The following is a 23,684-nucleotide window of genomic DNA, read 5'->3' on the forward strand; positions in this document are numbered from 1 at the left end:
TGGTGAGGGTGTTGGGGTGGTCGGGGCCCAGGACCCGCTCCCGGTCGGCCAGCACCCGCTCGCCCAGGGCGAGGGCCTCCTCGATTCGCCCGACACCGGCATAGGAGACGATGAGGTTGTTGCGGGAGCGCAGGGTGTCGGGGTGGTCGGGGCCCAGGACCCGCTCGAAGTCGGCCAGCACCCGCTCGCCCAGGGCGAGGGCCTCCTCGATTCGCCCGACATCGGCATAGGAGTTCGCCAGGTTGTTGCGGGTGGTGAGGGTGTTGGGGTGGTCGGGGCCCAGGACCCGCTCCCGGTCGGCCAGCACCCGCTCGCCCAGGGCGAGGGCCTCCTCGATTCGCCCGACATCGGCATAAGAGGCGGCGAGGTCGTTGCGGGAGTTCAGCGTGTCGGGGTGGTCGGGGCCCAGGACCCGCTCGAAGTCGGCCAGCACCTGCTCACGCAGGGCGAGGGCCTCCTCGAAACGCCCGACATCGGCGTAGGAGGCGGCGAGGTTGTTGCGGGACTGCAGGGTGTCGGGGTGGTCGGGGCCGTGGATGTCGTTGCTGTGCCGAACAGTTCCCTTGTCGTAGTCGATTGCCTGGTGGTAGAGGCCCACGTCGGTGAGGCTGCTGCTGACGTGGTAGATGCAGGGGTGGGTTGTGGGCCGCCACAGCGCCGGGCGTGTGTGGTGGTCGAGGCGGGTGGTGTTGGCGCGCAGGCTGGCCGACAGTTCGCGGTCCTCGTGGTCGAGCTGGGGCCAGAGACTGAGGATTGCGTCGGCCGCGGTGCGGGAGATGGCGGGCAGAGTGCCGGGCGGGATGGTTTCGCGGACGGCGCGTGCGGTCAGTGCGTGCATGCGGATGGGTGCCCCGTCGGCGTCCTGCGTGATGAGGGCGTAGGTGCGCAGGCACTCCAGCGCGTCACGGACTGCCTGCTCTGTGACTGCCGGGTGGTGCTTGGGTCGGAGCAGGCGGCGCTGACCGCGGCGTGCGGTGCGCAGGTATTGCAGTGCAGGGGGTGTGGTCCACAGTTCGGCGGGGTGTCCGAGCGGGTCCATGAGTGAGATGAGTTCGAGCAGTGGCCCCGCGAGGTGGGTGGTGTCGGCGGTCCGGACGGCGTCGAGGGAGACCAGGAGTGCGGTGGTGACGGGGCGTCCGTAGCGTTCGGTGTCCGCGTCCGGGGGGAGCAGGTCGCTGAGCTTGTGTCCGGTGCTGAGGAAGCGTCGTAGATAGTCGCCCGTCACGCACCGTTTGTTGATCATATATGCGGCGGCGTGTCCCAGGGCGAGCGGGAGATGCCCGAGTTCCTCGGCAAGGGATATGGCGTCATCGGGGTTGCAGAGGTGGCCGTGACCGGCGTCGGTAAGGCGTCGGCGGAGGTAGGCGGACGCTTCCTGCGGTGTGTAGAGGTCCAGGCGGATCAGCTTGCGGCACTGGCCGCTGAGGAGGGCGTCCTGGCGTCTGGTGGTGGCCAGGACCCAGCCGTTGCGGTGGCTGCCGTCCGGCCACCAGGCATCGATGGCTTCCGGATCGGTGATGTCGTCCAGCACGATCAGCCATCGCCGCTCGGTGGCCGCCAGCCAGTCCAGGAAGACCCCCGCAGCGGCCACGCTGTCGTCCGAGGCACCGCCCGGCAGTTTCAGCCGTTTGGCCGTCTGCGCATAGGCGGCGATGATCCGGTCGGGCTCGGTCGCATTCACCCACAACAGCAGATCCAGCCCTCCACCCTCCGAGCGTTCCTGGTCCCGCAGTTCACGCGCGATTGAGGCGGCAAGCTGACTCTTGCCCACTCCGCCGTCACCGGCCAGGACTTGCGAGAGGACCACGCCACTGCCCTCGGCACGGGCCTGAGCGACGGCGTCACGCACATCCGTGCGGGGCTGGAAGGCTGCCGCCAGCTGGGGAACCCTCCCCACCCGCACCGGCCACTCCACCCCCGGCCCCGGCGGAACGTGCACATACATGTCACCCGCGACCTGAGTAACGTCCCCGCCCGCACGCGAACTCTGTCGGGTACGGCGCCGCTCCGGACGATCCACCACCGCATGTCCCCCATTTCAGGCGCGGTCGCCACCGACCTGGTTGATGCCACCGTTCCCGTCGCTGCGCGCCTTCTGCCGCACGTCCTCCCGCACCGGCCGACGCCGCGACCCACCTTGCACACCTTGGTCGCCACCCGTCTGCGTGATGTTGCCCCGCCCGCGCGCCGACTGCCGCACCCGACGACTGGCACCCTCGCCCGCCGGAGACGTACCGGCCTGAGACGCCCACCAGCCCAGCGCGGCCAAAACCCCCGCCGCCAGCACACCCGCCACCGGACCGATCACATCCCACGGATCATCACCCCCGTCCGACAGCACCCCCCAGGGAACTGCCACGGCGCAGAACGCCACAACCGAGCCGCCCACCGCCGCCAGCCACCGCACCACAGCCTGAGCCTGCACACCCGCCCCCGATGCACACCGCCAACACCCCAATGAATCAGCCCATACTGGCACGCGACAGCCGAGGCGGACCGCCAGAAACGGGAAACGGGAAGGCCGCTGACGCGCAACAGTCAACCCGCGGTCGGTGTAACGGCTTTGGGCTGGAGCTGCCATGGGGCGAGAGATCGGGGCCCGTAAGCTTTCCGCGACTCGGGCAGCCTCTGGACCTGCCCGCAATAGCCCGATGTGGGCCCCGATTTTCGAGGCTCGCCCCATGGCGGCTGCGTAAAGCCGCGGAGCCGACCGCCCCAGCCCCATGCCGGCCGATTCTCTAGCAGTTGGCGTTCGCGCTCGGTGCGCCGCCGCCCGGCCGGGGGCAGCCGGGCGAAGACAAAGGCAAGCCCGCGGCGGGGGCCGCGGCGCGCGCCGCGCTTGCGCGGCGCCTTGAGTAAGTGAAGAAGGTTTGGACCGATCCGGGGTTGTCAGTTGTGTCTTGTCTCGGTTGATGCTTGACGCAGTGGCTTCACCTGATGCTTGACACCGCTTTCCTCGGCTTGGCTCTGCGCGTCTTGCCGGCGCGGGCGGGGAGGGCCGGGGCCGTGCTGGTGGAGTTGAGCGTGGTCGAGCAGCAGGTATCGGACATGGCATCACGAGCGCCTCGGCAGTCCCCGTGCGCCTGCCAGCTTGGCGCCTGTGAGGTTCGCGTTGCGAAGGTCGGCGCCGGTGAAGTTCGCGTTGCGAAGGTCCGCGCCCGTCAGGTGGGCGTTGCGAAGGTCGGCGCCCGTCAGGACGGCGTTGCGAAGGTCCGCGCCGTCCAGGAAAGCGTACTGAAGGTTCGTGCAGAGACTTGGGGTCTCCACGCCTGACGCTGTGTCCAAGATGACGCCCGCGCAGGTCATGTCTGCTTTACGAAGGTCCGCACCGGCGAGGTTCGCGTTGATGAGGTTCGCGTCAGACATGACAGCGCCTCTGAGGTCGGCATGGCGCAGGTACGCCATTTCAAGGTTCGTGCTGCTCAGGTCCGCCCAACGAAGATCCGCGCCCGACAGGTCCCCCCAGCGAAGGTCTGCATCGGACAGGTCCGCTCGGGGGAACTTGATGAGGATCCTGTCTGTGACGCGGAGGCCGCGAAGATCGACTTTGCTCAGATCGACGGGTGTCCCCCCGTCGCGGTCGGGGAGGCGCCTGGCCAGCACGGCGATCGCCGCCCGGATATCGGCAGACGGCGTATGAGCATCGGCGCTGTCCGCCATCGGTTCCTTCTCGCTCGCCGAACTGGCCCCTGCGTGCTGGCGTACGAAGGCGGCGAGCACGGAGACAACTGTGGGGTGGTCACGAACGGAGTCCTGCATGATCCGCTGCAGCGCGTAGATCCCGCCCAGTCGTACGTCCAAGGATGCAGATCCCAGGTTGCCAATCGCGGAGTTGAACCGGTTGGTGATCTGCCCCTGCTCGGTGATCCGCAGTTCCTTGCTGGTCTGCCCCACCTGCATCCAGGTGAACAGCAGCGCGGCCAGTGCAGCCAGCCCCGGCAAGCTGACCGCCACGAGCCCGACCCAATGTGCTCGGTCCCTGGTTTGGGACTGATGCGCCCCGGATTGATGGCTCCGCAGACGTCGGCCCCGAGGGGCACCACGCCGATGAACGATCCGGCGGAGCCTATCGGCGCCAAGATTGCGGGTCACCTTCCCTATGCCATCTCACTGGTCGAGCCGTCGCAACTCTCATTGCTCCAGCGTCGTCCTTTGGCCACGCGACTTTGCCCCCTCAACCAAGGGCCTCGGTGATGCGGCGGTACGTCGTGTGGGTGATGCCTCGGGCTCGGACTTCGGCCTCGAGCTGGTCGAGCTGGCTGAGCGTGGTCGCAGGGTCGAGCCGCTGCCCTGTCCGCTGTCGGTCTCCGCCTGCGGTCGGCTGCGAGGCGGTCGACCGGCGGGGCCGCCCCCGGCCTGCCGCCCCCGCCGCGCAGATTGCCGAGCGGACAGGCAGCAAGGTCGGAGGCTTCTTGGTGGCCGGACAACGCATCCAGCTCGGCCGCAGCCCGGCAGGTGTCAGCGCCCACCTGGACGAGCAGGAGACGGCATCTTCCACGGCGGAGAGTTGATTGCCACCGTCCCTCGCAACACCACGAAGGAGGTGGTGATGCGCACCTCCGGTGCATACAACGGCCTGAAGATCGTCTAGGGCAGACGTCAAGCATCACCCGATGCCAACCCGTCAACCATCAACTGAGACTCGACACGGGGTTGTCAGTTGCGGACGGCGCGGAGTGTGCGGGGGCTGTCGGCGGTGATGCGGTAGGTGAGTTGGGCCTGGCCGCCGTTGACACGGAGTTCTTCGAGGATGAGGGGTTGGTGGTCGGTGCCGTGGGTTACGCGCATCGTGTGGATGACCGGTGTGGCGTCGGGGAGCTTCAGGGCGCTGCGTTCGTCGGCTTGGGGCATGCGCGCTCGTACGGTTTCGGACCAGGTGAGTTTGTGTCCGGCCGCTGTCAGCGCGGCGTAGATCTCTTCCAGCGCGGTGTCCGGGGCATCGAGCAGTGGCGGCGTGTTCTCGGCGGTGGCGAACGGGATGAGCACGCGGTGCAGGGCTCGGGTCCCGGTGCGGGGGTCGGTCAGTACGCGGTCGACACCGAAGAGTGCTTCTCCCTCGGCGAGTTCGAGTAGCGGGCCGGTCGTGGCAGTGGTTTCGGTCCGGTACACGGTCGGCTCGTGCGGCTGCTCCCAAGGGGCGTGCTCGGGAGCGTACGTCTTCCCCGTGCGGGTGATTGAGCGGTCGATCGTCAGGGGCGGTGTCGGTGTGCCCTTCACGAAGCTGCCTTTGCCGTGCCGCACTTCGATGAGGCCTTCGGAGCGCAGTGCTGCGATGGCGTTGCGCACGGTGGGCCGGCTGACTTCGTAGCGCTCGATGAGCTGGGCCTCTGAGGGGAGCGGGGTGCCGGGCGGGAATTCGCCGTTGGCGATGCCTTGCCGGATGGCGGCGGCGACCTGCTGGTACAGCGGTCCGGGGCGCTCGATGCCTGCCATGTCTGTGGCCTTCCGCTCGTGGACGCCGGGATGGGTAGCGGGCGGCTGACGCCCGTCGTGTTACGTCACTCGTCAGCATAAGCACTTGCCTTCTCGCGTCAAGACATGCATGGTTGTAACTCGTCAGTACGAGTGACGTCAGGTTGGTTCCCGGCGTCCTGGATGGCCAAGGAGGCCAACTACCCATGCAGTCCATACCTGTGGACACATCCCGGCTCGGCGTACTGCGGTGCGCTGTCGAGCCGGAGGCGAAGGTCAGCAACTTTGAGACCAAGGAGGTGAAGAAGGACCGGGACGGCAACACGATCTACACCGTGGCCGTCATGGTCCGCCAGGAAGGCCGCCGGGTCTCGGTGATCGAGATTTCGGTGACCGGGGAGCCCAAGGGCATCACGGAAGGAACCGAGGTCAGGGTTACGGGCCTGGAGGCGTTCGCGTGGGCGATGGGCGACCGGCACGGGATCAGCTTCCGCGCCGCCGCGATCACGCCCGTGCCTGGCGGTGGCGGGTCGGGAACAGCTGCTGCCAGTAAGGCGGGTGGCGCATGAGGGCACCGATCTTGCTCGCGTTCGCGCTCGCCGCACTCGCCTGGTTACTGGTCGCCGGGTCGGCGCTCAAGCAACGGCATCCGGTGTGGTTCTGGTACCTGACGGGATACCCGGTGACCGCTGTGCGGGTGCTGGTCACCTGGCGCAGGGTCGCGCAGTTCAACGGCCTCACCGTTACCCACAAACCGGCCCGCCGGATCGTGGGTGATCTGGAAGTGCGGGGTGAGCCGGTGCGCCCCATCGCCCCGCGCATCTCCTTCCCCCGCGCCACACCCACGGGTCTGTCCCTGGTGGTGCGGCTGCATCCGGGGCAGACGCCGGGCCCGTTCATCGCTGCCGCCGACGCGCTGATGCACGCCTGGCGTGTGCACGGGGTGCGGGTGACCTCCCCCGAGCGAGGAACCGTGCTCATCACGGCAACGGCCGGGGATCCGCTGGAGCGGCCCGGCTTGGTGTCGGCTCCGGCCGAGCTGCTGTGTGCGGTGGTCGGCGTGCGGGAGTCGGGTGGGGCGTGGGTGATGGACCTGCGGCAGATGCCGCACTGGCTGATCACCGGGGCGACTCAGTCAGGCAAGTCGACTCTCCTGGCGCGGCTGGTGTGCCAGCTCGCTCCGCAGCCGGTCGCGCTGGTCGGGATCGACTGCAAGGGCGGCATGGAACTGGGCCTGTTCGGCAGTCGGCTTTCCGCGCTCACCACCGACCGGCGGGAGGCGGTGGCCGTGCTCGGGGCGCTGGTGGTCGAGATACAGGACCGGATGCGCATCTGCCGCCAGGCCGGGGCCCGCTCGATTTGGGAACTGCCCCACACACAGCGGCCGGTGCCCGTCGTGGTCATCGTCGATGAACTCGCCGAGCTCTACCTCACCGACGGCACCCGCGAAGGCAAGGCGGAGGCGGAACAGTGCTCCACCTACCTCCTGCGCCTGGGACAGCTCGGTGCGGCCCTTGGAGTGCATCTGGTGGTCGCCGGGCAGCGTGTCGGCTCCGATCTCGGGCCGGGTGTGACGGCGCTGCGCGCTCAGCTGGCGGGACGGATCTGCCACCGCGTCAACGACCCCGGCACCGCGGAAATGACCCTGGGCGATCTCAACAAGGACGCCGTCGCCGTCGCCCAGTCCATCACTTCCCAAGAGAAGGGCGTGGCCGTGTGCAGCGGGACGGACGGCGGGTGGGACCGGGCCCGCTCCCACCTCACCACCACCGAGGAGGCACGCAAGACCGCCTCCGCCTACGCGGGCATGACCCCCGAACTGCCCGGCCTGGACCGTGCCCTGAAGGCGACGGCTGGGGGTGAGCGCGCATGAGTGAGGAAGCGGCGATTCCCTTCGCGCTGGTCTTCGGGATCATCTCCGTCCTCCTGGTCCGCTCCCGCGATGTGAAGACGTGGGAGGCCGTGATGATCGGCCTGTTCGGGCTCTACCTCGGACAGACCCCGGTCATCTTCACCGTGGACGGCCTCGTGACCTGGATCTTCTCCGGATTCACCCACACCTGACAGGGAGCCGTATGCCGATGCGCCGCGTGCGCTGCCCCGTCTGCAAGGGCGAGCGCTACCGCAAGACCCGCACCGGACACCGGCGGCGCTGCCGCTGCTGCCGGGGCACCGGAACCATCCGCTGAACCCATCCACCAACACCCCGAACAACAGGGAGTGATCCACATGGATACAGCCCACCCACCATCCGTCCGTGCCGCTTCGGCGGCCCAGCAAGGGAGGTCCCCACCATCACCGCCGAGATCACCTCGGCTGACAGACGCGCCGTGCTCGACCGCGCGGCGCGTCTGCGTCAGCTCACCGAAGCCGACCAAGACGCCATCCGCCTGGCACAAGACCCGCAGTTCGCCCGCTGGCTGGAACAGATCACCGCAACCGGCGGCTGCGCCCACCCGATCCACCTCACCGGCGCCACCACCATCCGCGACACCCACAGCGGCGAAATCCTGCACCACTACGACACCACCGCCGAACCCGGCGAACGGCTCCTCGTCCGCTGCCGCAACCGGCGCGCCACCATCTGCCCGCCCTGCTCCCGCCTCCACGCCGGAGACACCTTCCACCTGGTACGCGCCGGACTCCTCGGCGGCAAGACCGTCCCCGCCGACGTACGGGAGCATCCGCGGCTCTTCGTCACCCTCACCGCCCCCGGCTTCGGCCCCGTCCACCACATCACCACCGGCACAGAGCGCTGCCGCCCCCGCCGCGCAGGGCACTGCGAACACGGACGGCCCGTCGGCTGCCCCGCACGGCACACCGACACCGACCCCCTCGTCGGCCAACCGCTCTGCCGAGACTGCTACGACTACCCGGGACACGTCCTCTGGCACGCCCACACCGGCGAGCTCTGGGCACGCTTCACCCGCACCGTCCGCCGCACCCTCGCCACGGCCGCCGGGATCCCACAGACCCGATTCCCCGACCACGCACGGCTCTCGTTCGCCAAAGTCGCCGAATACCAGAAGCGCGCAGCCATCCACGTCCACGCCGTCGTACGCCTCGACGGCCCCGCCGGTCCCGACACCCCGCCACCGCCCTGGGCAACCACCGACGCACTCACCACTGCCGTCCACGCCGCCGCCCGGGCCGTCACCGTCCACACCCCGTACAGCCCGGCCACCGGAGAACATGCCCTGCGATGGGGTGCCCAGCTCGACGCCCGGCCCCTACGTGCCTTTGGCGACGGTGAAGGGCTCGCAGACGATGCGGTCGCCGCGTACGTGGCCAAGTACGTCACCAAAGGAGCGGCCGACACAGCCGCCGGCACCGACCACCGACTCACCTCCGCCGACGACATAGAAACCGCTCCCGTCTCCCCGCATCTGCGATCCCTCATGCGCACCTGCTGGCGACTCGGCAGCCTGCAGGAATTCGCGCCCCTGCGACTCCGGGCCTGGGCACACACCCTCGGCTACCGCGGCCACATCCTCACCAAATCCCGCGCCTACTCCACCACCTACACCACCCTGCGCGCACAACGAGCCGACCACGAACGCACCGCCGCCGGAGCCGATCTACCCGACGATCCCGACGCGGTCACGCACGCAAGCTGGCGCTACATCGGCTCCGGCCACACCCCCGGCGCCGCACTCATCGCCGCAGGAGTCGCCGAAGACCTCACCCGTAGCCGGGAGATCGCCCACGAAGAGGTCAGCCGATGGGCGGTGGGCTGATGGCGCGGCAGGACCCTGAGAAGTGGAGACGCGCCGTTGAACGAGAAGCGGCGAAGATCCCCAAACGCATAGGGCCGAAGAGCTCTGCCCGCCTGGCGCGGCTCCTCGGCCCCGGCCCCGTTGATCGTTAGGGGAGGGGGTTCGGCTTGACCTCGACGCGGTCTGTGTCGAACCCTCGGCCTCGGGTCTTCGGAGGATGCACGATGACGGCGGAGAAAAGGAACCGGTAGATCGCGTTCATGCGGGCGTAGTTCTCCCTCCTCTCCAACTCCGTCCAGTTGGCCTCGGCATCCGGGCCCGCGATGCCTTCGAGCACAGCCACCGGCCGCTGAACGGTCCTGCGCTGGCGCTCCTTCATCCTCTTGACGATGACGCCCCGCATCGACTGGTACTCGCTCGTAGAGAGATCATCGCCAAGCCAGAGCTGATTCAACTCCCTGAGCTTCTTCTCGTCCTTCTCTTCGGCCTCCACGTCGGCTTCCGGGCGCACCGTGCTGACGAGCGGGCGGCCGGATACATCGATCTCCGTCAGCCCCTTGACCGCGACATCTCGCATGAACCTCTCCAGCGGCCCGGCTGATACGGAACGACCGCACTTCTGCTCGCCGTTCAGCGCCGCTCGGGTGCACCGGTAGTATGCGTACCTGCCACCGTTCGTGCCAGCCATGCGCATCCCGCAAGTGCACGTGGCCACTCCACGCAGCAGGTAGTAACGATCGGGCCGCTTACGTTCCTTGTCGATGCGCGCGGCGCGGTGCTTCCGGTACTGCTGTACTTCGTCCCACTGTCCCCGATCGATGATGGCGGGCCAAGTGCCCGGCCCGATCTCCTCGCCCTGATGAACACGAATGCTGGCGACGTAGTTGGAGGACAGCAGGTGTCGCACGTTCTCCGGCTGCCAGCGCTTCCCTTTGGACGTCGGGACCTTGCGGGCGTGGAGGTCCTGAGCGATCGCACTGGGTGACTCCCCGTCCAGGTAACGGCGGTAGACCTCCCGCACGATCTCGGCTTCCTCCTCGATGATCGCGTGCCCGCTCCTGGTGTATCCGTACGGGCGATTCCCGATGTGCGGAGTGCCCGCCTCGGCCATTTCCTTGAACGCGTCCTTGAGCCGACGCGATGTGTCATCGGATGAGCGGCAGGCATGTGCGACTTCGATGCGCAGGATGAAACGGTCGTCCGGGTCGGACAAGTCACGACGGTTGGCCTCGCCGTGCAACAGGACGCGTTTGTCCTCGGCTATGGACAAGAGCTCTTCAAGGTCCTTCGGTTGCCGCATCAGCCGGTCCGGGTGATAAACGATCACGTGCCGGATGGCACCCTCGCTCATCATTTTGAGCATCTCGTCCCAGCCCGGACGCTTGCGGTTGCGCTGCCAGGCTGAACGGTTGTTGTCCACGTAGACGTGTTCCGGCGCGATGCGTAATTGCAGGCGCTCGGCGACCTCCCGACAGATGCGCTCCTGTCGGTCTACGCCGGTCTGATCGTCGTCCTTCACGTGCGAGATCCGGCAGTAGATCGCCGCGTCATCGCCGGGAGTGATGCTCACCTTGCTCTTAGATCGGCTCATGACAAATACGGTACGAGCCCGGTATGACTGACGACTCGCGCAGCGCCGCTATGGGCGCCAGCGGTGCCTTGGTCTGCGCCCACAGCACCAGTCCGTACGCCGATACCGAAAGCAGTGCGCCGAGCAGTCCGCGGGCCGCGTACGGGCGCAACTGGGCGAGCAGGCCGCCCCGGTGGACGTACAGCGTGTACGCCGGGATCAGCGCCCCCTCCAGGATCATCAGCCAGGCGATATAGCCGAGCGGCGTGCCCGAGGCGCGCACGCCGACGCCGTCGACCACCGTGTACGCGGCGATGGACAGACCGGTCGCCAGTGCGGCCAGCAGCGCCGGCCAGTGCGGATGGGCATCCGAGCCCCTGATGCCCCACAGGGCCACGCCCACCAGGCCCGCCGAGGCGATCACCACGCCCGCCAGCTGCCAGCCGTTCAGGCTCTCGCCGACGAACAGCGCCGCGAGCACGGTCACCACCAGCGGCGCCGTACCCCGGGCGATGGGATACATCTGGCCGAAGTCGCCCAGGGTGAACGACCGCATCAGCAGCGCCTGGTAGCCGATGTGGAGCAGCGCTGAGGCGATCAGATACGGCCAGGCGGCGGCCTCGGGCAGCGGGGAGAAGCAGGCGAGTGCCGCCCCGATGACCGTGCCTCCGCCGGCGATCAGTGTGAAGGCGACCAGCTGATCCCGGATGGTGTGGGCAAGGGCATTCCATGAGGCATGCGTGACCGCGGCTATCAGGACGGCAGTGGCGACGAGAACGGTCACGCCGTGCGCTCGCGCACGTCCACCAGCGCGCCGTCCGCGTGCGCGATCAGCGACTTGGGGTCGAGCGGGAAGACGGCGTGCGGGGTCCCGGCCGCCGCCCACACCACGTCGTGGTCGAGCAGGGCACGGTCGGCCAGCACCCGGGTCCTGGTGGCGTGCCCGAAGGGCGGTACGCCGCCGATCGCGTAGCCGGTGGTCTCCCGGACGAGATCGGCGTTCGCGCGCTTGACGGACTCGGCGCCCAGCTCCTCCCGTACGCGCTCGACGTCCACGCGCGAGGAGCCGTCCATCAGCACCAGGACCGGCACACCGTCCGCCTCGAAGATCAGCGACTTGACGATCTCGCTGACGTCACAGCCGATCGCGGCGGCGGCCTCGGCGGCCGTGCGAGTGGCGTCGGAGAAGCGCCGGACCGGGACCTCGAGCCCCAGCGCGCGCAGAGCCTCGGCGAAGCGGGGGTGGGCGTCGGTGTCTTGAGTGCTCATGGCACGCACGCTAGCGGTAGCTGTACGGGCCATGCGAGTGGCTTTCCCGTGCAATGGCCGGTCCGGACGCTCACCGCGGGCCCGGGCCACTCCGCAAGCCCGCGGGACCGAGCCCGCGGGACCGAGCCCGCGGGACCGAGCCCGCGGGACCGAGCCCGCGGGACCGAGCCCGCGGGACCGACCCACCCGGGCGCTCACCGTGCGCGCAGCACCGACGCCACCACCGGACCCGCCGCGTCGCCGCCGTGCCCGCCGGACTGCACGACCGCGGCCGCGGCCAGATCGTCGGCGAACCCGGTGAACCAGCTGTTGGACTTGCCCTGTCCGTCGACCTCCGCGGAGCCGGTCTTCGCGCCCTTGTCGCCGCCGACACCCGCCATCGCGGCCTGACCCGTGCCGTTCTGCGCCGTGGCCCGCATCATCTCGCGCAGCGCCTGCGCGATGGAGCCCGGCAGCGGCTGCGCGGTGGCCAGTTCACGGTTGTCGAGGGACTGCGGAACGATCACCGGCTGGTGGAAGGCGCCGCTCTTCGCGGTGGCGGTGACCGACGCCATGTTGAGCGCGTTCATGGTGATCTTGCCCTGCCCGATGTACGAGGCGGCGGTCTCCGCGCCCGACGACTCGGGCACGCTGCCGTCGACGCTGACGACGCCCGTCTGCCAGTTGAGGCCTATGCCGAAGTACTTGCGGGCCGTCTCGCCCAGTGCCGTTCCGGCGATGCCCTTCTTGTTGAGCGGCTTGACGGCCTTGATGAAGGCGGTGTTGCAGGAGCGCCGGAAGCTGTCCTGGAAGGTGCCGTTCTTGATCTCGAACCGGTCGAGATTCTGGAACTTCACGCCTTCCCATGTCACGTCCGGCGGACACTCCACCTTGGCGCCCGCGCCCTTGACGACACCGTTGTCCATCATCATCGCCGACGACACGATCTTCCACGTGGAGCCCGGCGCCTGCGCGCCCATCATCGCCGTGTTGTAGCCGCCCGCCGGGCTGTTGGCGACGGCCCGGATCTCACCTGTGCTCGGCTTGATCGCGACCACGGATGCCTGGCTGTACTGCTTCACAGCCTTCTCCGCGCCCGCCTGCACATCCGCGTCCAGCGTGGTCTTCAGCGTGCCTTCCTTGCCCTTGGTCAGGGTCAGCAGGCTCTGATCGGCCACATTCTGGTCGCTCGACGCGACGACAAGCTCAATGCCCGCCGTCCCGCCCGCGTCCTTGCCGTACTTCTTGCGCAGCGCATCCAGAACGGGCCCGAGCGACGGGTACTTCTCCTTCGTCAGCTCCCGGTCCTTGCGGTCGACGGCCTTGATCGGCGGGGCCGACGCCTGCTCCGTCTTGAGCGTCGTGCCCTTCGTCAGCTTGGGATGCACAACAGTCGGCGACCAGGCGACGAGCGGCCTGCCGGTGGCCAGCCCGCGGACCACGGTCAGCTCGGAGGTGTACGACCAGGGCTTGCTCTGCCCCTCGTAGGACACCTGCGCCTTCACCGTGAACGGCACCTTGGCGCCGACGGCCTTCCCCCGCGTGATCACGGCCGCGGAGACATGCGCCTGTTCCCGGTATCCGGCGAGCAACGGCTCCGCCTCGGACGCGTTGTTGGTCAGCTGCGCGGCCTCGGACGCCTTACCGCTCGCCCACGCCGCCAGGAAGTCCTTCGCGGTCGTGTCGATCTCGTCCGCACTCGGCGGCCCGGACCTCTTGGTCTCGGACGCGGACTTGGTACCCGTCCCAGCGCCGCCGGTCAGCCCGCTGTACAGGTTGTATCCCCCGTAGCCGACGCCACCGGCGACGACCAGAAACACGCCGCCGACGACGGCGACCTTCGCTCCACTGCGCATTGCTGCGTTCCCCTCCCAGGAGCGCGGCTCTTGAACATGTTCAAGAGCGGCATCGCATGCACTCTACGGGACAGGAGTGACAGTCGTCGCGGCTGTTACGAGACCGCGACGATGGGGCGGGAACCGCCACGACCAAGCGGAATCAGTCCGGCTTTCGGCGTGCGGCGGCCAGGCAGGGGCGACAGTCACCTGGTTCCGGCGAGCGGAAGGCCCGGTCGCAGCTGTCGCAGTTCTGGAGCGGGTGCTGTTGGGCACGTGCGCGGAACGGGGGTGGCGATGGAAGTCGGACGGTGAGCCGGTGGGCGAGGAGGCGCACACCGTCGGGAGGGAGATCGGAGGTCAGGGCGTGCCGTACCGCGGCGGGGCTGACGTCGCGCTCCAGCCATGCGGCGACCCCTGGTGCCAGGCGGTCCGCGTCCCGTGCGGAGAGCAGCAGGCGCGGGTCCTGGTGGTGAAGTCCTGCGAGGAGGTCGGTGGCGGACTGGAGGAGGGACGGGGCGGGGGAGGCGGGCTGCGGTACGTGCAGGGGCGCGGGTTTGCGGCGTGGTGCGAGGCGGGCGGACGAGGGCGCCGGTACGGCGGTACGCGCCGGGCCGGGCGGGCAGGGCCGGTCGGGCGGGCGCCGGTCGGCCGGCTTGCTGGGGTGCGGGTGTCGATCGGCAGCGGGCTGGTTGCAGGAGACGGTGCGGGTGACGATCCGACCGCCGGGAACGCGCTCGCGCACGCGCCGCAGATAGCCATGGGCCTCCAACTCGCGCAGAGCGCCGGAGATGCGGTCCGCGCCCTCGGGAAAGCGGGCGGCCAGGGTCTTGATGTCCACGCGGGCACCGGTCGGCAGGGACTGGATGTGCACGGACAGTCCGATCGCCAGTAAGGACAGTTCGGAGTGCTGGGCGAGGTGGTTGCCGATGACCGTGAAGCGGGTGGTGTGGCGGGTGTTGGCATGGGTGACGCCGTACGGGTGCCGCTCGCGCTGCTCGGGGAGGGCGCCGGGTGGCGTGTCGGCAAGGGCGGACGGGGCGTGCGAAGGCACGCTAGGGTGCTGCGTATCCATCAGGAAGGGCCTAACTTCCTCGGTGGTCAGGCCCTCGCATTGGGATTGCCGTCCCGGCGGGGGCCGTCGCATATCTGCTGTCTGCGGTTGTGTGTCGCGGTGAGCCTAGAACACGTAACCCCGCTCCTTGCCAGTCCAGTTGGCGATGTTCACCCGTGGGAGTGAGACCGCCCGGCGGGCGGGAGGGGTGGGGCTTGGCGGGGTTCTTTCTTCTCTTCCGTTCCTTGGGAAAGACCGCGCGAGCGCCCGGAACACGGGTGTCCGTGCTCCGGTGCGAGGTCCAGCTCGGCCCACACCGTCTTGCGGGGGACGGGCCCCGGTGTGACGCCCCAGCGGTCGGCGAGCGCCTCGACGAGCAGCAGCCCGCGCCCCGACTCGCAGTCCGGGGAAGGAGGTTGGTGGTGAGGGCGGGGGAGGCGGTCTCCGCGCGTATCGGTCACCTCGATCCGGAGCGTGCGGTCGTCCTCCGTTGCGCGGAGGGCGAGGAGGAATTCACGGCCGGGCAGCCGGCCGTGCGTGGCCGCGTTGGCAGCGAGCTCGGCGACGAGGTGCTCGGCGTTCGCGACAACCCCGTGCGGCAGATCCCAGTCGCTCAGGTGCGCACCGGTGAGCAGGCGGGCGAGACGGGCGCCACGTGGCGTGGGGGACAGGACCACGGTGAAGTGATGTGCGGGGGCACCGAGTTGGGTGATCTTCTGGTTCACGTCACTCAGCGTGGCGGGCCGAGCCTAGGCTGACCAGTGACGACTCCGATGCGTACGGTGACTGTCGGGAGCTTGTCCGGCGCTGTCCGGGCTGTCCGGAGAGGGCGTACGGGTAGGGGGCGTCCGGATACGGCGGTACGGGCGGAGGTGGCAGGGTGCGGGTGGAAGCGGACGGCACGGAGCGGCCCGGGGGCGAAGCGGACGAGCCCGGTTGGGAGGTCGACCCGGACGACGAGTCGGGCGCGGCGGTCGTCGCGACGGTAGGGCGCCAGTTGAGGCTGCGGCGTGAGGCGGCGGGGATGCGGGCGGCCGAGTTCGGGGTCGCGATCGGGTACGGGGAGGACCTGGTCTACAAGGTCGAGGCGGGCAAGCGGATTCCGCGCCAGGAGTATTTGGACAGGGCGGACGAGGTGTTGGGGGCGGGCGGACTGATCGCCGCGATGAAGAAGGACGTGGCGGAGGTCCGGTACCCGAAGAAAATCCGGGACTTGGCGCGGATGGAGGCGCGGGCGGTCGAGATCGGGGTGTACGAGAGCAATAGCGTCAACGGGCTTCTGCAGACACCGGAGCACGCCCGAGCCCTTTTCGAGACGCGGCAGCCGGCGTACTCGCAGGACGAGGTGGAGCGTATGGTGGCCGCCCGCGTCGCACGGCAGTCGATCTTCGAGCGATCGCCCGCTCCAGCACTCAGCTTCGTCCAGGAAGAGGCGGCGCTGCGCCGTCCCGTCGGAGGCACAATGGTGTGGCGTCAGCAGCTCGAACGTCTGCTTGAGGTTGGTCGTTTGCGCAACGTCTCGCTTCAGGTGATGCCGATCCACGGCGAGGCCCACCCGGGGCTGGACGGCAGGATCGAGGTGCTGAAGTTCGGGGACGGCACCGCAGTGGGGCGCTCCGACGGTGCGTTCAACGGCCGCCCGACGTCCGATCCAAAGCAGCTTCGGATCCTTGAACTGCGCTATGGCACCATCCGGGCTCAGGCTCTCACGCCGGGAGAGTCGCTGGCCTTCATCGAGCGAGTGCTGGGAGAAACATGATCCGCAAGACCTCTGCCGGGGATGCTGCCAGTCTGGATTGGTTCAAGAGCAGCTACAGCAGCGGCACTGAAGGCGACTCGTGTGTTGAGGTCGCGACTTCGACCGGCACGGTGCACGTTCGCGACTCCAAGAACCTCCAAGGCCCCCGGCTCGCAGTCACGTCCGCTGCGTGGTCGGACTTCGTGTCGTACGCCTCCGGAAGCAGCTGACGTCGCAACTGCCCACGCCTCGTTCACGGTTGAACCCGAATAGCCCGTCACGATCACGTCCGCGGTGCGGCATCACGTGCCGAGGCAAGCACAGCCGCGGTGGTACGAGCCGGTGCTGGCCGTGTGGACCTCATCGACATCAGCGGTTGGGATCCGAGCGACCACGACGAGTACACGTTCCGGATCGGCCGGGGTCCGCCCCACGATCTCAGCCTCAGCCTGTTCGTCGAGGCTGGCCCGCACAAGTGAGTTGAAGACGTGGTCAGCATCGTCAGTTGTGTAGCCGTCGGCCCATATGTGGACAACCCTGCCGGTACTCAGACGGATGTGCCAGAGCGAGGGAACGTCCAAGAGCTGCACCACGCCAGGCTAACGCGCGGCAGCAACCCAGATCGTGGGCCGCACCTTGACCACGCCCAGCCGAAGAAGTCGTGGTACCAGCTGGGAGGTACGGGCCGGACGGCCACGTCGTAGCCGTCGAGAAACGTCTCCCCGGCGCTGGTCGGGCTCGAGTGGGTTGCCGTCCCGTACAGGAAATCAGGCCCAGTCTGCTGAGGGTTGGGCAACGTCCCAACCGCCCTTGTGGCTCCCGGGCGCGTACCCGTCCGCCCCGGGCGGCAGCGCGTCAATGCAGGCGGCTGAGCAGGCACTGACCAGAAGAGGTAGCACGTCAGTCGCGACCCGTCTGGATATCCAGACCTGGTGAAGCTCATTGCCGTCCATCGGGCGGTCGCAAACGCTGCACGTGCTGATGGCAGTCACGCCCCACTTCTTGGGGTCGAGCGCATCACGGCTGCTGTGCGGGCCGGAGTCTCCCACCGTCCGCAGCCGTGGGAAGGGCGGACGCAGCTTGGAGTTGCCGAACAGCGACCGGGTGCTGACCGTGCTCCTCGCAAGCTTGGTGCACCGGGTGATCTCGTACGGGAACCAGTGCAGCCGATGCGAGGTGTACGGAGTGAACTCCTCCAAGCTGGTCATCAGCCCGATCTCTGGCGGAAGCCGCACCAGGTTGCTGCCGTAGAGCCTCAAGTGCTTCACGGCGCTCAGTCGTCCAATACTCCGGGGCAGCGTGATGACGTCCCGCCGCTCCTGCGGACTGAGCTCCACAAGCGGGTTGAACTCTTCCCTGCCGTCCCCGACGGCCTCGTCGACGAGCGCGAGCAGATGCTGCCAGCCTGCCGACGACGTGTCCTGCTGCTCCGCGTGGAAACCGACCCGGGCCCGCGGGTGCGCCTTGTACTGATCGAAACAGGTGCAGGACTCCCGTTGGATTGGACGTCCGTCCGGCCCGATCCACTCGGGCCAGCGGTTCGCGATCAGAGCGGGCTCGGGCTCGGCATCCATGAGGCAAAGATATGAATCAGGCAGGAGGCTCGCACTGGATTTCGGTATCAACCAGTGAGCGCATCTTGGCGGCTTCGGTGCTCAGACCACGCGCAGGCTGCGGTGATCAGAGGTGCGCGATGCGGTGCCGGATCGGCTTCCCCCCGGCTCATCCAGACAGCGCAGATCGCATCGGCGACGGCGAACACGCCGACCGCGACAAGGCCACCGTCGGGCGGAACCGCGGACGTCGCCGCCGTGGGCCCGTTCGACTGAGCTAGCCGTGCTCGGGTTCGTCGTGGATGGTCAATGCTCCGGCGAGGTCCAGGTCGGCGACAGTGCCGTGTGCCCCGGCGCGGACGAGCAGCACTGCGCCGAGCGCGGTGCTCCAGAACGTCCTGGCCTCCACGTCGAGCGGTCGACGGGCCCTCCAGCCGCGAGCGTCCATGAGCTGGCTCACGAAGCGCTCGGATTGCCGGAAGAGCAACTGGAGGTGCCGGTCGACCACCGGGGCGAGTTCGGGCTTGGAGATCCCGGCTGCGAGTGCTCGCGCGACCGATGGGAGCGAGGGCATGGCCAGTACGGCGCGGGCGATGTTGCGCCGAAATGTCGCCGCATCGAGGGCTTGGCGACCGATGCGCTCCATCCGTCGGGCGTCGTGCAGCAAGCCGAGAAAGGCGGCGTGCACGAGCAGCGAGTCCTTGGAGCCGAAGTAGTAGGTGACTTGATTGGGGAAGACGCCTGCCGCGTTCGCGATCTCCGCGACGCTCACCTCAGTGCCGGGCCGCTCCTTGCAGAGCCGTGCAGTTACCTCAATCAGCCGGCGCCTCGTCGCGCGACCGCGGTCACGCGACCGAGCCGACGTTGATCGAGCTTCGGTTCGCTTCTTCTCCACACCCAAATTGTATGTGATACAACAAGGCTTCGTTCACTTGTATCGCATACAAGAAAGATTGAAGGGCATGCACCGGACTGAAGTCGTTGTGACCGGACTCGGCGCGATCACACCACTCGGTGGAGACGTGGAGTCCACCTGGAAAGCCCTGCTTGCCGGCGAGTCCGGCATCCGCGGCGGCGTCCTTCGTGGCCACGAGGATGCCGGCCTTCCCGACACCGTCGCGGGGACGATGGCGATCGACCCCGCCGAGTCGCTGCTGCCGGTGCAGGCCAGGCGGCTCGACCGCTCGCAGCAGGCAGCCCTCACCGCAGCGGCCGAAGCCTGGGCCGATGCCGGTGCCCCGCGGGTGGACCCTGACCGGCTTGCATCAGTCATCGGCACGGGCATCGGGGGCATACGGACGCTGCTGAAGGAAGACGACGTACTGGAGGCGGCCGGGACGCGGCGCGTCTCGCCACGTACGGTCCCGATGCTCATGCCCAATGCGGCGGCGGCGCTGATCAGTATTGAATACGGCGCACGGGCCGGGGTCTACACACCCGTCTCGGCGTGCTCTTCCGGTGCCGAGGCGATTGCCCTGGGCGCCAGGCTCATCCGTGCCGGCGAGGCGGACGTGGTCATCGCGGGCGGGACCGAGGCAGCGATCACCCCGATCACCGTCGCCGGCTTCGCCCAGGCACAGGCACTGTCGCGGCACACCGCCGAACCCGCCTCAGCGTCCCGGCCGTTCGCCGCGGACCGCAGCGGATTCGTCCTCAGTGAAGGCGCCGCTGTCATGGTGCTCGAAAGCGCCGAGCACGCCAGCGCCCGAGGCGCGCGCGTCCACGCGGTACTCGCGAGCGCCGGCATCGCCGCCGACGCTCACCACATCACGGCACCCGCTCCCGACGGCTCCGGTCAGATCTCGGCCATGCGGAAGGCCCTCACGCAAGCCGGCTTGGCTCCCGAGCAGATCAGCCACATCAACGCCCACGCCACCGGAACTCCGGTCGGCGACGTCGCCGAGGCACACGCGATCAGGGAGGTCTTCGGCCGCGCCACCGTGACAGCCCCCAAAGCGGCACTCGGTCATCTCTTTGGCGCGGCCGGTGCGATCGAGGCGCTCATCGCCGTCCTCAGTGTGGAGCACGGCGTCATCCCGCCGACCCGCAACCTCACCGCGGCCGGCGTCGGGCCTGACATCGATCTCGATGTCGTCGCAGAGCGACGAGACGTCCCCCAGGAGGCCGTGCTCAGCAATTCCTTCGGCTTCGGCGGACAGAACGTCGCACTCATCGTCACCGGCGCACGGCACCACGCGTCTCGTACGGACTCGACGACACCATGACCCACGCGAACGCACCATCGTCCGTGGAGGGGCGCCGCCGGTCGCGGCTCGGGCGTACAGCTAGGCGTCTTGACGGCAGTCACCCGTCCTCGATCCGCCATCCGGCGATACCTCAAGGCAACTGGTCGTCCAGGTCTGAGACCCGCTCGGTCATTGCGATGACCATAAGGTGGCCTGCTCGATGAGCAGTTCAAGCACTCCCGGCGCTGCGCTGTGCATCACGTCGTACAGGTACGCATCCAGATCGCCCGCGCGGTCCGGCAAGGCCAACTCCGCCGTAAGCGGCACACCTTCAGTCTTGCACCGGCCCGGCGGCAGGCCGACCTTCTCCGGATGCACGCACGCGGGAACGCCTGCGGCTGTGTATCGGTGGCCGTCGGAGGGATCGAAGGGGCACTCGCCGGACGGGCGCTCGAACGCGTCGAACTCACCCAGCGGGAAGCGGCGAGAGGGGCAGATACCGCACGCCGGATGCTCGCCGCCGCCGACGAAGGCCTCCTCCATGGCACGCAGCGTAGTGGCCCGACGACACCTTTTTGGGGCCCGCAACGACCAGGGACTACCCACAACGACAACGGCGGGTGCAGCACCACCGGTGCCCCACCCGCCGTCGCCCCCGCTGGACCGTCGCTAGACCCAGGTGTCCAGCCACATCCTGTTCCGCCACTCCTCCACCGGAATCGGAATCCCCGTGTACAGCGGATAGAAGTAAATAAAGTTCCAGATGATCAGCAGCACCAGCACCCCCGCGCCGATCGCCCCGAGCGCCCGCCTCCGTTCGTCCGAGCCCGGTGGCCCCAGCATCGCGCCCAGCATCATCGCGACCGCCAGGCACAGGAACGGCACGAACACCACCGCGTAGAACAGGAAGATCGTGCGCTCCTGGTAGAAGAACCAGGGCACCCACCCGGCCGCGATGCCGCAGGCGATCGCGCCCGCGCGCCAGTCGCGGCGGAACAGCCAGCGCCACAGGATGTAGCAGATCGCGAAGCAGGCCGCCCACCACAGCAGCGGTGTGCCGAGCGCCAGCACCTCGCTCGCGCACTTGTCCCCGGCGTCGACCGGGCAGCCTCCCGTGCCCGCCTTCGGGTCCTCGTAGTAGTACGAGACCGGGCGGCCCAGCACGATCCAGCTCCACGGGTTCGACTGGTAGGTGTGGCCGGAGGTCAGATGGACGTGGAACTCGTAGACCTCGTTCTCGTAGTGCCACAGGCTGCGCAGCCAGTCCGGCAGCCAGGTCCAGTTGCCGCCCTTGCCGTCCTTCTGGGCCCAGTCCCTGAAGTAGCCCTTGTCGGTGACGATCCAGCCGGTCCATGAGGCGATGTACGTGGCGATCGCGACCGGCACCGTGGAGACGAAGGCCGGTACGACGTCCTTCCGGAGCACCGCCTTGTGCGGCTGCACCGCGCCCGCTGTGCGGCGGGCGCCGACGTCCCAGAGGACCGTCATCAGGCAGAACGCCACCATCACATAGAGGCCGTTCCACTTGGTGCCCGCGGCCAGGCCCAGCATCAGGCCGGCCGTCAGCCGCCAGGGCCGCCAGCCCAGACGCAGCGTCTCCGCGATGGTGGCGTCCGGCCGCAGGACACCGTCCTCGTCGGTCGGGAGCGCTGCCGCAAGTTTTCTGCGCGCCCAGTCCCGGTCGATGACCAGACACCCGAAGGCCGCGAGCACGAAGAACATCAGCACCTGGTCGAGCAGCGCCGTGCGGCTCATGACGAAGTGCAGGCCGTCGAAGGTGAGCAGCGTGCCCGCGAGGCAGCCCAGGAACGTCGAGCGGAACAGTCTCCTGCCGATCCGGCAGAGCATCAGTACCGACAGCGTGCCGAGCACGAAGACCATGAACCGCCAGCCGAACGGCGTGAACCCGTAGAAGTGCTCGCCGAGGCCGATGACCCACTTGCCGACCGGCGGATGCACCACATAGCCGGGGTCGGTGGGGACCGGGACGCTGGAGGGATCGATCAGGATCCGCTTGTCGACGTCCTTCGGCCAGCTCCCCTCGTACCCCTGATTGATCAGGGCCCAGGCGTCCTTGGCGTAGTAGGTCTCGTCGAATATGACGGCGTCCGGCTTGCCGAGGTGCCACAGCCGTAGCCCCCCGGCGACGCTCGCCACCAGCAGCGGCCCGCCCCAGGCCGCCCAGCGCAGCAGCCACTCCGCAATCACCGGGGGGATGCCGAACACCTGCCACACCCGCTCGGAGGGGCGGGTGTAGGGCGGCACCAGGCGGTCGCGCAGCCCGATCACGGGCCGGGGCGCGTAGCCGAATCTGCGCAGTCGCTGCTGCCAGCCCGGCGGCTGCTGATCGGCGTCCTTGCCCTGCAGGGTCTGTGGCGCGGTACTGGTCACCGCGCCATCGTAGGGAACGCGGCTGTGCGAGTCGTGCGACCGGTCCTGCGAGGATGGCCTGTGTGACAGGAACGCTGGTACTCGCAGGGACGCCCATCGGCGATGTCGCGGACGCGCCGCCGCGACTCGCCGCCGAGCTGGAGGGCGCCGACATCGTGGCCGCCGAGGACACCCGGCGGCTGCGCCGGCTCACCCAGGCGCTCGGTGTGCACACCCGGGGCCGGGTCGTGTCGTACTTCGAGGGAAATGAGACCGCCCGTACGCCGGAGCTGGTCGAGGCGCTGGCCGGCGGCGCCCGGGTGCTGCTGGTCACCGACGCCGGAATGCCGTCCGTCTCCGACCCCGGCTACCGGCTTGTCGCCGCGGCCGTCGAGAAGGACATCAAGGTCACGGCGGTGCCGGGGCCGTCCGCCGTGCTGACCGCGCTCGCCCTGTCCGGGCTGCCCGTGGACCGTTTCTGCTTCGAGGGCTTTCTGCCGCGCAAGGCGGGCGAGCGTCTCGGCAGGCTGCGCGAGGTCGCGGACGAGCGGCGGACCCTGGTGTATTTCGAGGCGCCGCACCGGCTCGACGACACCCTCGCCGCGATGGCCGAGGTCTTCGGCGCCGAGCGCCGGGCCGCGGTGTGCCGCGAGCTGACGAAGACGTACGAGGAGGTCAAGCGCGGCGGTCTCGGCGAGCTCGCGGCGTGGGCCGCCGAAGGCGTACGCGGTGAGATCACCGTTGTCGTCGAGGGCGCGGCCGAGACCGGGCCCGGTGAGCTGGACCCCGCCGAGCTGGTGCGCAGGGTGCGGGTGCGCGAGGAGGCGGGGGAGCGGCGCAAGGAGGCCATTGCCGCGGTCGCCGCAGAGGCCGGGCTTCCCAAACGAGAGGTGTTCGATGCCGTCGTCGCGGCAAAGAACGCGGATCGGCCGGTCCCCGCGGACAGTAAAGGACTATCGTAAAAAGCAAAGCGCAGACCGTGTCCTGAGCGTTTCTGCATGG

Annotated in this window: 22 protein-coding genes and 2 pseudogenes; 10 read left to right on the forward strand and 14 right to left on the reverse strand. The window is 68.8% G+C overall.

Annotated features, from left to right (window positions below; translation table 11 throughout):
* The 3 genes from ACI2LP_RS13985 to ACI2LP_RS13995 form a co-directional block, all read right to left on the reverse strand.
* On the reverse strand, positions 1-1,945 hold a 1,945-nt coding region (locus tag ACI2LP_RS13985; protein WP_404724762.1), incomplete at its 3' end, for a tetratricopeptide repeat protein.
* A gap of 93 nt (positions 1,946-2,038) precedes the next feature.
* The gene (locus ACI2LP_RS13990; protein WP_404724763.1) at positions 2,039-2,425 is read right to left on the reverse strand and encodes a hypothetical protein; all 387 of its coding nucleotides are present in this window, start codon (positions 2,423-2,425) and stop codon (positions 2,039-2,041) included.
* A 629-nt stretch (positions 2,426-3,054) separates the two neighbouring features.
* Positions 3,055-3,954 carry a pentapeptide repeat-containing protein gene (locus tag ACI2LP_RS13995; RefSeq protein ID WP_404724764.1) on the reverse strand — a complete coding sequence of 300 codons (900 nt, stop codon included), beginning with the start codon at positions 3,952-3,954 and terminating at the stop codon, positions 3,055-3,057.
* A gap of 331 nt (positions 3,955-4,285) precedes the next feature.
* Here ACI2LP_RS13995 and ACI2LP_RS14000 point away from each other — a divergent pair.
* Positions 4,286-4,591 (forward strand): annotated as a pseudogene (locus ACI2LP_RS14000) (IS481 family transposase); the annotation flags it as partial.
* Positions 4,592-4,656: 65 nt separating this feature from the next.
* Here the strand turns inward: ACI2LP_RS14000 and ACI2LP_RS14005 are convergent.
* Entirely contained in the window at positions 4,657-5,433 is a 777-nt protein-coding gene (locus tag ACI2LP_RS14005) for a GntR family transcriptional regulator (protein ID WP_404724765.1), read from the reverse strand.
* A 185-nt stretch (positions 5,434-5,618) separates the two neighbouring features.
* On the opposite strand from ACI2LP_RS14005, the gene ACI2LP_RS14010 reads away from it, so the two are divergent.
* From ACI2LP_RS14010 to ACI2LP_RS14025, 4 genes are all read left to right on the forward strand, one after another.
* Positions 5,619-5,981 carry a hypothetical protein gene (locus ACI2LP_RS14010; RefSeq protein ID WP_404724766.1) on the forward strand — a complete coding sequence of 121 codons (363 nt, stop codon included), beginning with the start codon at positions 5,619-5,621 and terminating at the stop codon, positions 5,979-5,981.
* The gene (locus ACI2LP_RS14015; protein WP_404724767.1) at positions 5,978-7,285 is read left to right on the forward strand and encodes an FtsK/SpoIIIE domain-containing protein; all 1,308 of its coding nucleotides are present in this window, start codon (positions 5,978-5,980) and stop codon (positions 7,283-7,285) included. The genes ACI2LP_RS14010 and ACI2LP_RS14015 overlap by 4 nt, the downstream gene beginning before the upstream one ends.
* The gene (locus tag ACI2LP_RS14020; RefSeq protein ID WP_404724768.1) at positions 7,282-7,476 is read left to right on the forward strand and encodes a hypothetical protein; all 195 of its coding nucleotides are present in this window, start codon (positions 7,282-7,284) and stop codon (positions 7,474-7,476) included. The genes ACI2LP_RS14015 and ACI2LP_RS14020 overlap by 4 nt, the downstream gene beginning before the upstream one ends.
* A 266-nt stretch (positions 7,477-7,742) precedes the next feature.
* Positions 7,743-9,149, forward strand: coding sequence for a replication initiator (locus tag ACI2LP_RS14025; RefSeq protein WP_404724769.1), 1,407 nt, complete (start codon positions 7,743-7,745; stop codon positions 9,147-9,149).
* Positions 9,150-9,276: 127 nt separating this feature from the next.
* On the opposite strand, the gene ACI2LP_RS14030 is transcribed toward ACI2LP_RS14025, so the two are convergent.
* The 6 genes and pseudogenes from ACI2LP_RS14030 to ACI2LP_RS14055 form a co-directional block, all read right to left on the reverse strand.
* Complete coding sequence (locus ACI2LP_RS14030) at positions 9,277-10,719, reverse strand: recombinase family protein (RefSeq protein ID WP_404724770.1); 1,443 nt, start codon at positions 10,717-10,719, stop codon at positions 9,277-9,279.
* A gap of 13 nt (positions 10,720-10,732) precedes the next feature.
* Positions 10,733-11,482: pseudogene (locus ACI2LP_RS14035) on the reverse strand (EamA family transporter); the annotation flags it as partial.
* Complete coding sequence (locus tag ACI2LP_RS14040) at positions 11,479-11,967, reverse strand: YbaK/EbsC family protein (protein ID WP_404724771.1); 489 nt, start codon at positions 11,965-11,967, stop codon at positions 11,479-11,481. The gene ACI2LP_RS14040 and the pseudogene ACI2LP_RS14035, both read right to left, overlap by 4 nt.
* Before the next feature lie 194 nt (positions 11,968-12,161).
* Positions 12,162-13,802, reverse strand: coding sequence for a penicillin-binding transpeptidase domain-containing protein (locus ACI2LP_RS14045; RefSeq protein WP_404724772.1), 1,641 nt, complete (start codon positions 13,800-13,802; stop codon positions 12,162-12,164).
* A 142-nt stretch (positions 13,803-13,944) separates the two neighbouring features.
* The gene (locus tag ACI2LP_RS14050; RefSeq protein ID WP_404724773.1) at positions 13,945-14,856 is read right to left on the reverse strand and encodes a helix-turn-helix domain-containing protein; all 912 of its coding nucleotides are present in this window, start codon (positions 14,854-14,856) and stop codon (positions 13,945-13,947) included.
* 149 nt (positions 14,857-15,005) lie between these two features.
* Entirely contained in the window at positions 15,006-15,560 is a 555-nt protein-coding gene (locus ACI2LP_RS14055) for an ATP-binding protein (RefSeq protein WP_404724774.1), read from the reverse strand.
* Between the two features lie 161 nt (positions 15,561-15,721).
* On the opposite strand from ACI2LP_RS14055, the gene ACI2LP_RS14060 reads away from it, so the two are divergent.
* The 3 genes from ACI2LP_RS14060 to ACI2LP_RS14070 all read left to right on the forward strand — a co-directional run bounded on the left by ACI2LP_RS14060 (position 15,722) and on the right by ACI2LP_RS14070 (position 17,052).
* A complete protein-coding gene (locus ACI2LP_RS14060; protein WP_404724934.1) occupies positions 15,722-16,594 on the forward strand; it encodes a helix-turn-helix domain-containing protein in 873 nt (290 codons plus the stop codon).
* Positions 16,591-16,803, forward strand: coding sequence for a DUF397 domain-containing protein (locus ACI2LP_RS14065; protein ID WP_404724775.1), 213 nt, complete (start codon positions 16,591-16,593; stop codon positions 16,801-16,803). The genes ACI2LP_RS14060 and ACI2LP_RS14065 overlap by 4 nt, the downstream gene beginning before the upstream one ends.
* 123 nt (positions 16,804-16,926) lie before the next feature.
* Entirely contained in the window at positions 16,927-17,052 is a 126-nt protein-coding gene (locus ACI2LP_RS14070) for a hypothetical protein (protein ID WP_404724776.1), read from the forward strand.
* Between the two features lie 288 nt (positions 17,053-17,340).
* Here ACI2LP_RS14070 and ACI2LP_RS14075 read toward each other — a convergent pair whose 3' ends face one another.
* Together ACI2LP_RS14075 and ACI2LP_RS14080 are read right to left on the reverse strand one after the other, a co-directional pair.
* The gene (locus ACI2LP_RS14075) at positions 17,341-18,147 is read right to left on the reverse strand and encodes a leucine-rich repeat domain-containing protein (RefSeq protein ID WP_404724777.1); all 807 of its coding nucleotides are present in this window, start codon (positions 18,145-18,147) and stop codon (positions 17,341-17,343) included.
* A 256-nt stretch (positions 18,148-18,403) separates the two neighbouring features.
* Positions 18,404-19,021, reverse strand: a complete 618-nt coding sequence (locus ACI2LP_RS14080) for a TetR/AcrR family transcriptional regulator C-terminal domain-containing protein (RefSeq protein WP_404724778.1) — start codon at positions 19,019-19,021, stop codon at positions 18,404-18,406.
* Positions 19,022-19,088: 67 nt separating this feature from the next.
* Between ACI2LP_RS14080 and ACI2LP_RS14085 the strand changes: the two genes are divergently transcribed.
* Complete coding sequence (locus ACI2LP_RS14085) at positions 19,089-20,351, forward strand: beta-ketoacyl-[acyl-carrier-protein] synthase family protein (protein ID WP_404724779.1); 1,263 nt, start codon at positions 19,089-19,091, stop codon at positions 20,349-20,351.
* Positions 20,352-20,501: 150 nt separating this feature from the next.
* Here ACI2LP_RS14085 and ACI2LP_RS14090 read toward each other — a convergent pair whose 3' ends face one another.
* Together ACI2LP_RS14090 and ACI2LP_RS14095 are read right to left on the reverse strand one after the other, a co-directional pair.
* Entirely contained in the window at positions 20,502-20,855 is a 354-nt protein-coding gene (locus ACI2LP_RS14090; RefSeq protein WP_404724780.1) for a hypothetical protein, read from the reverse strand.
* Between the two features lie 126 nt (positions 20,856-20,981).
* Positions 20,982-22,703 (reverse strand): dolichyl-phosphate-mannose--protein mannosyltransferase, encoded by a 1,722-nt coding sequence (locus tag ACI2LP_RS14095; protein WP_404724781.1) that lies wholly within the window; start codon positions 22,701-22,703, stop codon positions 20,982-20,984.
* Positions 22,704-22,756: 53 nt separating this feature from the next.
* Between ACI2LP_RS14095 and rsmI the strand changes: the two genes are divergently transcribed.
* The gene (rsmI, locus tag ACI2LP_RS14100) at positions 22,757-23,644 is read left to right on the forward strand and encodes a 16S rRNA (cytidine(1402)-2'-O)-methyltransferase (protein WP_404724782.1); all 888 of its coding nucleotides are present in this window, start codon (positions 22,757-22,759) and stop codon (positions 23,642-23,644) included.
* The last annotated feature ends 40 nt before the right edge of the window (positions 23,645-23,684 follow it).

It is taken from the genome of Streptomyces sp. NPDC019890, assembly GCF_044903445.1.
Lineage (GTDB): Bacteria > Actinomycetota > Actinomycetes > Streptomycetales > Streptomycetaceae > Streptomyces.